The 12,613-nt window shown below is 50.6% G+C and carries 15 protein-coding genes and 1 pseudogene; 5 read left to right on the top strand and 11 right to left on the bottom strand.

Annotated elements, in window-relative coordinates:
- Positions 1–362 (bottom strand): molybdopterin-dependent oxidoreductase (locus PPL9_RS34445; RefSeq protein WP_244273471.1); only part of this gene is annotated, 362 nt, incomplete at its 3' end.
- A 223-nt stretch (positions 363–585) separates the two neighbouring features.
- On the opposite strand from PPL9_RS34445, the gene PPL9_RS25600 reads away from it, so the two are divergent.
- Positions 586–1,203, top strand: coding sequence for an HAD-IA family hydrolase (locus PPL9_RS25600; RefSeq protein WP_057465340.1), 618 nt, complete (start codon positions 586–588; stop codon positions 1,201–1,203).
- An 18-nt stretch (positions 1,204–1,221) separates the two neighbouring features.
- On the opposite strand, the gene PPL9_RS25605 is transcribed toward PPL9_RS25600, so the two are convergent.
- The 3 genes from PPL9_RS25605 to PPL9_RS25615 form a co-directional block, all read right to left on the bottom strand.
- Positions 1,222–1,785 carry a TetR/AcrR family transcriptional regulator gene (locus PPL9_RS25605; protein WP_057465341.1) on the bottom strand — a complete coding sequence of 188 codons (564 nt, stop codon included), beginning with the start codon at positions 1,783–1,785 and terminating at the stop codon, positions 1,222–1,224.
- Positions 1,786–2,008: 223 nt separating this feature from the next.
- Positions 2,009–2,551 carry a TetR/AcrR family transcriptional regulator gene (locus PPL9_RS25610; RefSeq protein ID WP_057465342.1) on the bottom strand — a complete coding sequence of 181 codons (543 nt, stop codon included), beginning with the start codon at positions 2,549–2,551 and terminating at the stop codon, positions 2,009–2,011.
- A gap of 228 nt (positions 2,552–2,779) precedes the next feature.
- Positions 2,780–3,388 carry a TetR/AcrR family transcriptional regulator gene (locus PPL9_RS25615; protein ID WP_244273476.1) on the bottom strand — a complete coding sequence of 203 codons (609 nt, stop codon included), beginning with the start codon at positions 3,386–3,388 and terminating at the stop codon, positions 2,780–2,782.
- Between PPL9_RS25615 and PPL9_RS34450 the strand changes: the two genes are divergently transcribed.
- On the top strand, positions 3,272–3,544 hold the full coding sequence (locus tag PPL9_RS34450; RefSeq protein ID WP_244273479.1) for a hypothetical protein: 273 nt from the start codon (positions 3,272–3,274) through the stop codon (positions 3,542–3,544). The two genes, PPL9_RS25615 and PPL9_RS34450, sit on opposite strands and share 117 nt — an antisense overlap.
- A gap of 116 nt (positions 3,545–3,660) precedes the next feature.
- Here PPL9_RS34450 and PPL9_RS25620 read toward each other — a convergent pair whose 3' ends face one another.
- The 5 genes from PPL9_RS25620 to PPL9_RS25640 all read right to left on the bottom strand — a co-directional run bounded on the left by PPL9_RS25620 (position 3,661) and on the right by PPL9_RS25640 (position 9,401).
- Complete coding sequence (locus tag PPL9_RS25620) at positions 3,661–4,254, bottom strand: helix-turn-helix domain-containing protein (protein WP_244272075.1); 594 nt, start codon at positions 4,252–4,254, stop codon at positions 3,661–3,663.
- Positions 4,255–4,487: 233 nt separating this feature from the next.
- On the bottom strand, positions 4,488–5,102 hold the full coding sequence (locus PPL9_RS25625) for a TetR/AcrR family transcriptional regulator (RefSeq protein WP_057465344.1): 615 nt from the start codon (positions 5,100–5,102) through the stop codon (positions 4,488–4,490).
- A 485-nt stretch (positions 5,103–5,587) separates the two neighbouring features.
- Complete coding sequence (locus PPL9_RS25630) at positions 5,588–6,196, bottom strand: TetR family transcriptional regulator (protein WP_057465345.1); 609 nt, start codon at positions 6,194–6,196, stop codon at positions 5,588–5,590.
- A gap of 238 nt (positions 6,197–6,434) precedes the next feature.
- Complete coding sequence (locus tag PPL9_RS25635) at positions 6,435–7,046, bottom strand: TetR/AcrR family transcriptional regulator (RefSeq protein ID WP_208980904.1); 612 nt, start codon at positions 7,044–7,046, stop codon at positions 6,435–6,437.
- A 369-nt stretch (positions 7,047–7,415) separates the two neighbouring features.
- The gene (locus PPL9_RS25640) at positions 7,416–9,401 is read right to left on the bottom strand and encodes an inositol phosphate phosphatase SopB (RefSeq protein ID WP_057465347.1); all 1,986 of its coding nucleotides are present in this window, start codon (positions 9,399–9,401) and stop codon (positions 7,416–7,418) included.
- A gap of 162 nt (positions 9,402–9,563) precedes the next feature.
- Between PPL9_RS25640 and PPL9_RS25645 the strand changes: the two genes are divergently transcribed.
- Complete coding sequence (locus PPL9_RS25645; RefSeq protein WP_057465348.1) at positions 9,564–10,001, top strand: hypothetical protein; 438 nt, start codon at positions 9,564–9,566, stop codon at positions 9,999–10,001.
- Positions 10,002–10,105: 104 nt separating this feature from the next.
- On the opposite strand, the gene PPL9_RS25650 is transcribed toward PPL9_RS25645, so the two are convergent.
- A complete protein-coding gene (locus PPL9_RS25650; RefSeq protein WP_057465349.1) occupies positions 10,106–10,579 on the bottom strand; it encodes a heme-binding protein in 474 nt (157 codons plus the stop codon).
- A 221-nt stretch (positions 10,580–10,800) separates the two neighbouring features.
- Positions 10,801–11,223: a nucleoside-diphosphate kinase gene (gene ndk, locus PPL9_RS25655; RefSeq protein WP_057465350.1), complete on the bottom strand. Its 423-nt coding sequence runs from the start codon at positions 11,221–11,223 to the stop codon at positions 10,801–10,803.
- A gap of 492 nt (positions 11,224–11,715) precedes the next feature.
- Between ndk and PPL9_RS25660 the strand changes: the two genes are divergently transcribed.
- Positions 11,716–12,249 carry a DinB family protein gene (locus PPL9_RS25660; protein ID WP_057465351.1) on the top strand — a complete coding sequence of 178 codons (534 nt, stop codon included), beginning with the start codon at positions 11,716–11,718 and terminating at the stop codon, positions 12,247–12,249.
- Between the two features lie 106 nt (positions 12,250–12,355).
- Positions 12,356–12,613 (top strand): annotated as a pseudogene (locus tag PPL9_RS33755) (hypothetical protein); the annotation flags it as partial.

Below are 12,613 nucleotides of genomic sequence, written 5' to 3' on the forward strand. Positions count from 1 at the left end.
AGGCCCATGGTGCCGGCGAAGAAGTATGGCCAGACGGTTTGCGGGCCGTGTTTCTTCTCAGCCTCCAGGAATTTCTCTGAGACTTCCTGTAGTGCCTCTTCCCAGCTGATCTCTTCGAACTGGCCGGAGCCTTTCGGGCCTGTGCGGCGCAAAGGTTTGGTCAGGCGGTCAGGATGATGCAAGCGCTCGGAGTAACGGGCGACCTTGGCACAGATGACGCCAGCGGTATAGTCGTTGTCACGGGTGCCATGAATACGGCCTACACGCCCATCTGCATGTACTTCAACCTCGATTGCGCAGGTGGACGGGCAATCGTGTGGACATGCGGAGGCAAACCTTTGTGGTTTTTCGGGCTTAGACATGCGTGGCGTACTCAATAAAACTGGTGTTCTAGACTTGTTCTCGTTGCACAGACAGATCGCGGGTAACACTCAAATTGTCAAGAAAGCGCAGGCAAAAAATTCTTGAATTGACGATTTCTTGAGGTCCTGCGCGGTCTTTGCGGTGTTCCTATATTTCCTAATGCTTGCAAGAGGTGCCTGTTCTGGTCTTTCATAGGGAATGGTTTGAAGCTTGAGGCAGTCCATGTTGCAGGATATCGACGTAATTGCGTGGGATTTTGACGGGGTTCTCAATCGTAACATTATCAATGACCGCTTTATCTGGGTACAGCAGTTTGAAGAGGATCTCGGCATCTCATGGCACACCTTTGCTCAGGAGATGTTTACGGATGACTTCAACGAGGTTCTGGTTGGGCATGAGGATCTCAGAGACCTTCTCTCCCGTTGGGCGGATAAGACCGGCTATCCCGGCGACCTTGATCATTTCCTGCTGTACTGGTTTGAAAAGGACGCTCACCCGGACTTTGATCTGCTGGCCTTAATGCGCAAGCTTACCAAGACCCATGTTCGTCAGGTGATTGCGACCAACAACGGGGCGCGGCGTACGCGCTATATCGAAGAGCAGATGGGTTACAAGGATCGTGTGGAGACGGTGTTTGCCTCCGGGCGTATGGGTGTGGCCAAGCCCAGCGCCGAGTTTTTCATGCATGTTACCAAGGCCCTTAAGGTTCCCGCCAACCGGATGCTTTTGATTGATGACCGGGAAGAGAACATTATGTCCGCGTTGGATATGGGGTGGCGGGCGCTGCATTTTACTCCCAACACCCGCGAGCAGATCATCAAGGTGCTGGGGTCGTTTTAGTGCATCTTAGTGGGTCTCTTACTTCCTCACCGCTTCCCACGCCATTTTCACCAGAAACTGCCTGTCTTTATCACAGACAACCCGCTCAGTGCTTAACAGCGTATAGGCCGGGCCTACGATGAGCGCGGAGGCAACGGACCATGGGATGGGTTTCACAGCTCCCAGCACTTGCCAGGTGGCATAGAGCGCCTCTCCCTGCAAATGAACGTTCTCCATCTGTTGTTTGATGGTTTCGAACTCATCTTCCGTCTGGGCTTTGACCTTCAGTTCTTCGAAGAGGCGAAACAGGTCAGGATTGGCACTGCCCCAGCGCAACAGGCCATTGACGGAGGCTTTGATGGTATCTTCAGCGCTTGCGGTTTGAGGTGTGTTGCGTGTCTCTCTGGTCCAACCGGCGACGGCCTGATCCCATAGCGCGACGGCGATATCCGGTTTTCCCTTGAAGAAGTGATAGATGCTGCCGGTCGTCGCGCCGCTTTTGTTGCGGATTTGTGCAATCGAGGTGCTTGTGTAGCCCTGTTTTAAAAACAGCTCCAGCGCAGCATCCAGTATGGATTGATATCTGTTGTTTTCATTGGCCACTAGAACACCATTCCAACCCTGACGAGAGTACCGCTCTATCCCAAGTTAGAACGCCATTCTAATATATGAGCGCAGTGTCAGGTCTGCAAAGAAGAACCGTGGCAGTGCAAAGAGACCTTTAAAAGCAATGGAAGGATTTGAACCTGATGCGTCGTGTTTTTGAGTTTACAGGTCTTGCGTGTCTTCACCTGAGAAACTGCCATCATACTGCGGAGAAGCGCCTTCAGAAATTGACGCCTTTTTTCAGATGGTTGGCCAGCACTTCCAGGCTTAGATTTGCCATTTTGTAAAGGTCCTCATGGGACATGCCATGCTGTACCATGATGGAGAGCCCCTCAAAGATCGTTGCGTAGAACTTGGCCAGTGATGTGGCTTCGTCATCAGTTTGAAGCTCGCCTTTGCACTGGGTGAATTTGTAGATGAAGTGCTCCATGCCTTCGAGCTTCATCTTGCGCAGCTCCTCCGACAATTCCGGGTCCAGCTCTGCGATGTCCATGAGGGTATGGAACCGCATGGCCGTGCCAGCATTATATTGCTCTCGGGAGAGTTCAATAAACTCGTAAAGCACGGCTTCAACTGCCGGGTACAGTTCTGAGTGGAGCGCGAGCACAGACCGGAGCTGGCGATAGAATTTGGAGAAGTACCAATGCATGGCAGCTGCACAAAACTGCTCTTTGGTGGCAAAATGCTTCTCGATAAAGTCTCTTGAGCTTCCGCTTGCAACAGCAAGGTCTTCCAATGTGGAATGCTGGAACCCTTGCAGCATAAAAACCTTCACGCAGGAATCTAAGGCGGTTTCGAGTTCAGGTGACAATTCACCATCGCGTATGGGATCTAATGAGGACATGGCGCCAGTATACGTTTTGGGTGGGGGGCAGCAATCTCGTTCTCCCGCTATGGGAAATGAGTACAGAAGAGGTCTCTCCTGTCTTGGTGGATTTCTTTCATCTTCTGTAAAGAGCTAAGGCAATGGGCGGTGAGAAGTCAGGGTCACTCACTTTGATTTCTTCTTGGAGCCCTTCTTTTTCTTGGGTTGGCCGGTCTTCATATGCGCTTCCAGAACGCCGAGGCTCACAACTGCAACCTTGTACATCAGATCACACGGGGTTCCGTATTTGATCAGCTCATAAAGGCCTTCAATCACTGTCAGGAAGTAGTGTGCCAACACCTCGATGTCGGCGTCGTCCTTGAGCTCCAGCTTGCACTGCTTGAACTTGTCGAGAACCTGATGTTCCCAATCATCCTGCAGTTCCTCGAAGGAGTTTTTGACGAACTCATCAACGTTGGAAATGTCAATGAACGTGCGGACAAATAACCCTTTGTTGGCGTGGACCTGATCGCAGCTGATTTCGATGAAGGCAAACAGCACCGCCTCCATGGCCGAATAGATATCCTGGTGCATGGCCATTTCGGTGCGCATGTGGCGGCTGTACTTGATGTAGTACCAGCGCATGGCTTCAGCTGCGAGTTCCTGCTTGGACGTGAAGTGTTCCTTCACACAGTCTCCCGAGCATCCGGCGGCTTTACCTATATCATCCAGAGTGCAGGTTTCGTAACCCTTGAGGAGAAAGACTTTGACACACTGGTCGAAGAGCCTTTCGATTTTGGGAGTTACGTTTCCGGCCTCTATCATATCGCACGGTCTCATGGCCGCGAGTATATGGTGTCGGAGGGTCTCCTCAACGCTGTTTTAGTCACATGGAAAACAACAGTGCAAAGACATAGGGCTTACTGCGCCTATAACTTTCACCTTCTGTAAAGGATTTGAAACGACCGCGATTGAGTATTCTTTTGAAGTATCCTTACACGCCTCAAATTCATATGTTCACTTTATGTTCTTAATCTTATATCGACAGAGAACATAAAGATAACTTTTTAATTGATGCGGTAGGAATCCAGGACTTTCATGCTCATATCAACCACGCGATAGAGCTGCTCTTTTTTGGCGCCATCCTTACATTGACTGGCCAGTCCCTGCAGGGTTGCTGCATAAAAGCGGGCGAGCGTTTCGATATCAGTACCGGTCTTGAGGCTTTCTTTGCAATCGGTGAGTTTGCGTGTAATCGCGCCTACCATGGTGTTGCGCAGATCGGTGATCTCTCTGGTCAGAATACTGTCCTGGGTGGAGATCTCCAGTAAGCCAGATGACAGAAGGCATCCGTCTGACTCTGTTTTATCGCAGAGCACATCGACGCATTCGTAAAGGGCGACACGAATGGCATCACAGCAGTTGGAATGCATGGCAAAGCCAGAAAGCAGCCTGCGGCCATAGTTTTGCAGATACCACCTTGTGGCTGCTGCATAGAGTTCTTCCTTATTGGAAAATGCCCCTTCTACAAATTCATGAGGAACGCCCATGGCGTCCACGACATCATCTAGGGAAGTGGCATCATAGCCTCGCTTCCAAAACATTTTGACCGAGGCTTCCAACATGGCCTCTATGTCCGGAGATATTGTTTCCACGTGCATTTCATCCTTTATAGGCATAAGTACATATTACGCGGCCATGGATAAAGAACAACTGATTATTAATGCTAGGAAAATTACGATTAAGGCCTGATAGACAAGATCCGGACAAATTGAATATTTCGCCTTTTCGCAGCCTCATTTCGTGCTGGATTTGAGCGTTTTATTTCACAAAAAAGCAGACTGACACTGAGGGCAACCAGTCCGCTTGTTCTGATCGTTTTTGCTCACACGCACTAGTGTATGACAGGCTGGTTCTCCAATCTTTCAAGGCTGGCATCAGCGAGATTATACAGGTCGGTGCGATCTACCCCATCACAGGCCTGCTTAATGAGGATCGCCATGACTTCGGTATAGAACTCGGCAAGCTCATTGGGTCTAAAACCCGAGGTGAAGCGCTGTTTGCAGTTCTCCAGTTTTTGATAGATGCGCCCGTGGACCTGCTCTTTGAGGTGCGCCATTTCTTTGGCGATGACGCCGTCGGTATCAGAAATCTCCATAAGCTCAACAGAGAGCAAACTGCCATGTGGGCAGTCATCTTCGCAAAACAGTTCAATGCATTCGTAAAGGGCAATACGGATGGCTTCGACAGGGTTGGAATGCATGGCAAAGCCGGAAAGGATCTGATGTTCGTATCTGGTCAGATACCATTTGACCACATTTGAGAACAGATTGGCCGTGTCATGAAAGGTCTTGGATAAACGTTCTGTTGGAACGCCCGTCGCTGTACTGATTTGCCCAAGCGACGTTGCTTCCACCCCAAAATTTGAAAACTCGTGGATGGAGGCTTCGAAGGTTTTTGTCAAACTGATCGGGGTCGGTCGGTTCGTCTTAACGGTCTCGATTTGCATCGAAAATCTCCCGTATCTTTATTGAACGAGCATTCAATCTTAGGCCCATTTACGTATGCAGCAACTTACCCTCAGGCGAACGAAATCTATCCTTAACAAAGAGGAGCGGTTTGCCTCAGCTTTAGTGAAAAATGATGTAACCAACTGTTGTGGTGTTATATTATTACGATTTATTTTATCGATTCTTTGTTCTGCTAAAGGAGTATGACCTAACGTCTGCTGTCTTCGATTGTGGCAAGATTTCGATGGTTTGTCGCAGCGAAATAGAAGCCTGTTACAAAGTCAATCAGGGCAATTGAGTGTCCAGATTAAAGCGGCAGGCTGAGACGAGCCATGATTGCCTGCTCCAAAGCCTCAGTTCAAAAAGCCTTTTGAAAAAATACAACTCAAGGGAGGCAAAAGTTGACAGGCACCCTCACCTAAAAAAAGAGCCTGACAGATGTTCATTTCTGTCAGGCTCTTCGGTCGAAATGTGCTGGGCGTACTCATTTTCGGTAGGCTTCCAGCAGCTCCAGGCTTAAATCTGCCACACGGTAGAGCTCATCGCTTGGGATGCCGTCTGCTGCCTGACTGGCGAGGCCTCTGAGCGTTGTGATGTAGAAGCGTGCCAGCACAGGTATGTCTGCTGTGTCCTTCAAGTGGGTCTTGTTGCTGTTCAGCTTCATCAAGATGGTGGCGTAGACCTTACGGCGCAGAGACAGCAGCTCCGAGATCAGGATCCGGTCACTGTTGTTGACGGCAGCCAGAGCGTAGGACAACAGCTTGGCGTGCTCACACTGCTTGTTGCAGAACAGTCCGATGCATTCGTAGAGCGCACCGCGCAGAGCTTCTGTGGGATTGGAGTGAAGCGCAAACTCTGACAGGAGCTGTCTTCCGTACTGATCCAGGTACCACATCACTGCAGTGCGATAGAGATGTTCTTTACTCTCAAAGTTCTCATTGAGGAAATGATAGGAAACACCTGACTGGCGGCACACATCATCAATGGATGTGCGATGCACACCGAGGCGCCAGAATACTTTGAGAGATGCTTTGAGTGCTTCCTGCATTGAATGTGGGAACGTCTCGGTGAAGTTAATGGTATCACTATCCATCGTCAGCCTCCCTTGGTGTTGGGCAATCCATACCAAAAGCATAGGTGACAGGAGGCTTGGAACAACAAACTCATGAGTGCATGGGAAATACTCTTAACAGTATCATTCACGATACTCTGATATATTATGTAAATGACATTCTTTAGTTTGCGTAATATTGCAAAATAAAAAAGGCGTGATTGCGTAATTTTATTAGCAATACACGCCTAATAACGCAATTTTTGCGCCATTTTCTTTATCAGAAACGACGAGATGCCTGTAGTACGCTCAAACTGTGTTCTGCGATTTTATGCAGTTCTGTCGGGCAGTTAACGTCTCTTGCCTGAACAGCCATGCCTTGAATTGTGGCGCCAAAGAAGCTGGCAAGGGCCGGAAGGTCAGTTCCTTCGACAAACTGGGTTTCACAGGCTTTAAACTTATCTGCGATGATCTTGATGGTTTGCTGGCGCAAATCAGCCAATTTACGTGCCAATGCGCCTTGAGCATTAGAACTTTCGACCAATCCGGTAGCGATCATACAACCAGAAGGATGGTCTCCACCGACGAAAACCTCCACACATTCATAAAGAACGGTCCGGATTGCTTCATAAACACAGGAATGCAGAGCAAGGCCAGACAGCATTTGCCGGCCATAGCTTGCCGAATACCTGTCGATTGCAGCCAGGTACAGTTCCTCCTTGGAGGAATACGCTGCATACAGACTTGGTGGTGTAATACCCATGGCAGTGACTAGCTCATTTATCGAAGTCGCCTCATAGCCCTGTTGCCAGAACAGGACACTTGCGATCTCCAGTATTTTTTCTTTATCCAACCGACGGGGTCGACCGCGGGGGGCTTTTTCCATTTCCATAGCGATCACTATATATATTGATTGAAATTTTAATCAATCATAGTTTTACCAAGGGTCTTCCTTGGGTTTATGGCATTATATCACCTCCTTCGCCCACACATTACTGATGCATATCAAACTGTTATGCAAAAACCCGTAGCCGATTTCGCCGCGTTTTGGCGCCTGTCTCTCCGGCTAAGGTATAATGACAGATTGTCGCAGCCCCTTGCGATTTGCTGGGGTGTTCCCCAGTACCCCAGTGATAACGAGGTCCAGTGTTCAGCCTCCACCTTCACGTATGGGATTAGGGTGTCTCTTTCTTTGCCCCACAAAAAAGAGCGGCTCTGAGGCCGCTCTTGATGTTGCTTTTGCTTTGAAGTGTGGTGTTGGCTACGCCTTAACGGCAGCAGACAAGCCCAACAGACTTTTGGAGTCGAGCACGTTGTCCAGGTTGGCCTGAACTTTAAACATTCCGCCTTCACCAACCTTATAACCAGCCACACCGGTGCAGGCTTTTTGCACGGTCTTACCGCCCATCACCTCAGAGGACAGGCTCATCAGAGCGTTTTGCGCTTCTGTGCGCTGTCCGTAGATCTGTGGCACAATCGACTTATCATTTTGCGGACGACCTGCATTCAGGCTTTCCACTTCCATGAGACGCGCTTTGACGGCTGCATCCAGATAGCCTGTACGATCCTTGCCGGACATGCAGTTGATTGCAGGAACAGCTCCGGTTTCATTGGCAATCAGGTTGACCAGAACGGCAACTCCATACGCATTGCCTGCGGAACGGCGCTGCTTGCCATCATTGACCGCCTCATGCAGCTGGGTGCTGTAACTCTCAAGACGGGCAACTTTACCTGGATCGTTGGCCCCTATTGCATCGGCTTTGGCCTGCTCCACCATTTCGTCTAGTTTACCAATGAGCGGTTCGTTGTGGTTGTCAGCCCATTTCCAGCCGGTGAGACGATCCCCCAGATGTTTGCCGATGGAGCCAGAGAACAATCCCAGTTTCGCAAAGCCGTTGACGCCCATGCTGAACGGCAGCACTTCGACCTCTACATTGACTTCAGTTATGCCCTCACCCGGCAAGTCTACCGTGATGGTTTGCTCGCCCTGTGCGCGGCCCCATGCTTCCTGCTGGCCGGTTTCATAGGTCTTTGCCTTGGATGCTGCGGTCAGCAGTGAGGTTGAAACAATTTTCAGCGGGAAAGGCTCTCCCGGGTGATCTGTGCGCCATGCTACAATGTCAGCTGCTTTGGTGGATGCTGCTGCTGTTACCACTTCCTGGGTTCGGGTGTCTGCGCCCTTTGTGGCCAGCTCAGCATCATGTTTGACGCCGAACGGGAAGTTCACGCCATGACGGACTGCTGCGTAGGAGGTGGTTTCGCCTTTCAGTTCGCTGACCCACAGGTTTACCGCGTGATCTGTTTCAGAGGTTGCCGTTGAGCTGATGCCGTGTTTCTCATCAGCCTGATAGCCCCCTGCCAAAACTTCCAGTTTTGCTGCTGGGGTGGTGGTGGCTGTGAAGGAGCGCTCTGTCAGTGCAGCATCGCCAGAGGCACCCAGTTCTCTTTGCGTTGCCACATCCAGCTTGACGGTCTCAGTCGTGGTCTGCCAGTTGGCCTCAGTCTTGTTCAATGACTGGGTTATGTGAGCGGACATGTGCTGCTGAAACTCTTTCTTCAGCGTTTTGATATCACCCTTGGAGAGCGTCGTCCCTTCGGTAGACGCAGCCAGCTTATATGCTGAGATGACTTCCTTCTGGATGTCTTTGTTCAGCGCTTTGGAAGCCTTTGCGATACCTTTGATATCATCAGGATTTTCTGCAATCTTTGCATCCAACCGATCAAACGCTTCGTTGATGCCTCCGTTTGCTTTGATCTCGAAGACGAACCTGTCGCCACGCACCTCGGCTCCCAGCAGTTGTTCAACTGCGTGCTTTGCAGCTGGTCTTACATGGGTTTCAGCGCGCTCCTTGATGTTATCAACGGATGTCGCAAGGCTCTTGTTGTTTTCGGTAAACTGAGCTGTTTTTGTGTTCACCAACTGCTTGGTGGCACCCGCTGCAGCCGGAGCAGTTTCCGCTTGGGATGCACGTGAACTACCCGTGAAGAACGCCTTGATGCGGGTGAGGACGCTCTGGGTCTCTCTGCCCTCTGCTGGCGTGTTTACACGTGCTGCCAAGCTGTGATGGGAAGAGCCTGAGATTTTTTCTCTGACATATGCAACAATTTTAAACAGGCCACCATCCTGGCTCCGCACTTCAGTTGATTTTACGGCTGTGTTTTCAGCGGCATTGGTGTTTGCCTGATTTACAGATGTAGTTTCAATAGGTTGGACAGTTGTCGATGCCGCGACCGTCGGAATTCCCATGCCTAGTTCCCTTAGTTTTGTCTTTTAGCGGCGCTTTGAGCGCGTTCTTGAGACAAAGCATATGGAAAGCTGAGAGGCGTGATGTGCCCTTTGGCACGCCTGTGGGTTGATTGTCTCTGTTAGACAGAGTTCAAATCAAACATCCCGTTTAAAGGAGCACCCGTGTCGAACTTTCAAACAGCCGCTAATGAATTCCTTGAAAGCATTGATTTAAGCCCGATGCTGGAGGATGACCTCGACGGCGAACTCGTGCTTGAAATTAATCAGAATTTCTCTCTGGTATTCGGCTTTGATCAGACCACAGAAACATGCGTGCTCCGCATTCTCTTCAATGATTTGCCAACTGATACCCGCGTTCTCACGGAACTGCTGCAAAACAGCAATACGCTGGATGTGGCGGGTTACAATCTGACCTTTGGTCTTGAGGTTGCCCATTCCTCAGCCTATGGCGAAATCCGCATTCCAGACAGCGACATCGACGTGACGCATCTGAAGCAGGTTTTCCCGGTCTTCCTTCAGGTCTCAGAATGGTATGCAGAAGTGAAAGCCGGTGCGGCCCCTGAGTTGTCGGGCCAGGACCACCCGCAAATGTGGATGTAACTCCTGAGACTGGCCTCGTGCCTTTGAGACAGAGATAGCGCAAAAACAAAGCCAGCTCCGCACAAACGGAACTGGCTTTGCTAAATTCACTCGGTTTGCTGAGATCAGCGCATGGCTTCTACAGCTGCCTTTGCGCAGGCAGCGTCATTTTCCATGGAGCTGCCCGCAACACCGATGCCGCCCACCAGAGCACTTTCACCCACAATGATTGGCAGGCCGCCTGCAATGCCAAGAATACCCGGGAACTGTTTGAAGACCGGTGCCTTCTCCAGAACCTCGTTCACCTGCTCTGTTGGCATGCCCCAGGACAAAGATGTGTTTGCTTTGAGCGTTGCGCCTTTGTAGCTGGCAGGCAGAGCCTCATCCATGCGTGCAGACGCCACAACATCCTCTCCCCGATCCAGAATAACGATGGACATGTTCCAACCGTTTTCCTTTGCCAGAGCCACACAGGCGCTTACGCCTTTGCCTGCAGCATCAAGGCTCAAATAAGGACGGGTATGGTCCTGAGCGGTTGCCGCGCTTGCCACCAGTGCCAGAGATGCCCCTAAAAGAAGCGATTTTGCATTAATATTCATGAATTTATCTCGCGTTCCGTTTTCCCACGTGCGCGCGGACTTAATTTTAAAATTGTGTCCGAAGCAAGGGTGCCCAGCGCAAACCTGAGTTTATCCAGTAACTTTTATGAACTGCCTGACGATACGATGGAATTTTTGACAAGAAAAGACCCGCCTGACGCAATCAAGCATCAAGCGGGCCTTTTTTGAATTCAGCAGACAGCTGAAATCGATGAGCTAGATTAGCCTACGACTTCGGTGCCGGAGAACCAGTAAGCGATTTCTTCAGCAGCTGTTTCAGGAGCGTCAGAACCGTGTACGGAGTTTTCGCCGATGGACAGAGCGAATTCCTTACGGATGGTGCCTTCAGCAGCATCTGCAGGGTTGGTAGCGCCCATGACTTCACGGTTTTTCGCGATTGCGTTTTCGCCTTCCAGAACCTGAACGATAGTTGGAGCGGAAGACATGAATTCTGTCAGTTCACCAAAGAATGGACGCTCTTTGTGTACTGCATAGAAACCTTCTGCTTCACGCAGGGACATCCAAACGCGCTTGGATGCAACAACGCGGAGGCCAGCTTCTTCGAGCTTAGCGGTGATAGCACCGGTCAGGTTGCGTTTGGTTGCGTCCGGCTTGATCATGGAAAACGTGCGTTCAATCGCCATCGTTATTACCTGCAGTTTGTCACGAGCTTCCGAAGGGCAGCTCTCATTAAAAATCTTTTTCCTGTAGCGCCTTTACAAAGCGCCACAAAGGTTCGCGCGAGATATACTTAAACTCTCCCTTAAAAAGCAAGAGGGTATATCCGTATTCCCACGTTGTCCTGCGTGAAAACTGCAGAAAACAGGCGATTATGACTCATTGATGACGGTTGCAATGCTGTTATCAGCCCTGCTCCGAGGCACCCCTCCCGCCTCTTCCGTATGGGCCCTTTGATTTTAAGGGGAGGTTTTCCCAGGGACACGATGACGCGAATGCAGGCTTTTGGCGAAAAGGGTTGAGGTTCCAACAGGTTCTGGCGCAGCATAGATAACTACGTCTTTCGGGTTGCGACTACACGTCTCCCCCTACGGCTGGTTTTGTTTGAGATGGGTCAATTTATAGAGGTTCAAAGGCGTGCATTGTTCTTGCAACAGACATAGCAAGAGGACACCCCTATGAAAGCAGCATTTGTAATGTATGCCTCCTATAACAAGTGGGCTAACGATCTATTGCTTCAGGAATGCGACCAGATCACTGCGGAGGAGTACCACCGTGATCTTGGCGTTTATTTCAATTCCATTCATGGCACCATGGATCACCAGTATGTGGCAGATAAGGTCTGGCTCTATCGCTTTACCGGCCAGGGCGACCCGATTGATAGCCTTGACGAACAGTTGACTGGTGACCTTGCAACCTTGCAGGAAAAGCGCCGTCTGTTGGACGATCGTATCTGCTCGGTGATTGATCAGATGCAGGAGAAAGACTTCCTGCGCACCATGATCTATCGCACTGTGCGCAAACCACTGGTGATGCAGCAGCCCCTTGGCGCTGCGCTGTTCCACTTCTTCAACCACCAGACCCACCACCGCGGACAGGTGCATGCCATGCTGACCCAGCTGGGCCGGACGCCTGCGGCGCTGGACATGATCTACTTCCAGCGTGAGACCGGTCAATGGATGGCAAAAGAAGAGGACATGATTACCGCCTGACGAAAGGCAACTGATTTCGCCCGATAATCGGGCGTGTGCTCTTGTTTCTCCCTGAAGAGGTCAATTATGATCTGGTATTGATCATGATCTTTTCAGGGATGCATTTATGGAGCGTGTTACAAAGCCCGGCAAACAGTCCGTTCAGGCGCCCTTGCCTGATGACATTGCGGCGGTGTTTGCCGCTTACCCGGAGGATAAACGCGTCCACCTGCTGGACCTGCGTTCGCTTATTCTGGACTGCGCCCAGCGCTTATATGGCCCCTCCTCGTTGACAGAGACCCTGAAGTGGGGCGAGCCCTCCTATCGCCCTTTGCCAAAGCATGGCGGCATCACGGTGCGCCTTCACTGGAAACCAAAGTTCGGC

Source organism: Pseudovibrio sp. POLY-S9, assembly GCF_001431305.1.
Lineage (GTDB): Bacteria > Pseudomonadota > Alphaproteobacteria > Rhizobiales > Stappiaceae > Pseudovibrio.

Excerpts from the sequence above, each read along its gene's own strand:
- PPL9_RS25660 (WP_057465351.1), top strand. The coding sequence starts at position 11,716 with ATGAAAGCAGCATTTGTAATGTATGCCTCCTATAACAAGTGGGCTAAC.
- PPL9_RS25635 (WP_208980904.1), bottom strand. The coding sequence starts at position 7,046 with ATGGAAATGGAAAAAGCCCCCCGCGGTCGACCCCGTCGGTTGGATAAA.
- PPL9_RS25620 (WP_244272075.1), bottom strand. The coding sequence starts at position 4,254 with ATGCACGTGGAAACAATATCTCCGGACATAGAGGCCATGTTGGAAGCC.
- ndk (WP_057465350.1), bottom strand. The coding sequence starts at position 11,223 with ATGGCGATTGAACGCACGTTTTCCATGATCAAGCCGGACGCAACCAAA.
- PPL9_RS25630 (WP_057465345.1), bottom strand. The coding sequence starts at position 6,196 with ATGGATAGTGATACCATTAACTTCACCGAGACGTTCCCACATTCAATG.
- PPL9_RS25640 (WP_057465347.1), bottom strand. The coding sequence starts at position 9,401 with ATGGGAATTCCGACGGTCGCGGCATCGACAACTGTCCAACCTATTGAA.
- PPL9_RS25610 (WP_057465342.1), bottom strand. The coding sequence starts at position 2,551 with ATGCTGCAAGGGTTCCAGCATTCCACATTGGAAGACCTTGCTGTTGCA.
- PPL9_RS25650 (WP_057465349.1), bottom strand. The coding sequence starts at position 10,579 with ATGAATATTAATGCAAAATCGCTTCTTTTAGGGGCATCTCTGGCACTG.
- PPL9_RS25625 (WP_057465344.1), bottom strand. The coding sequence starts at position 5,102 with ATGCAAATCGAGACCGTTAAGACGAACCGACCGACCCCGATCAGTTTG.
- PPL9_RS25600 (WP_057465340.1), top strand. The coding sequence starts at position 586 with ATGTTGCAGGATATCGACGTAATTGCGTGGGATTTTGACGGGGTTCTC.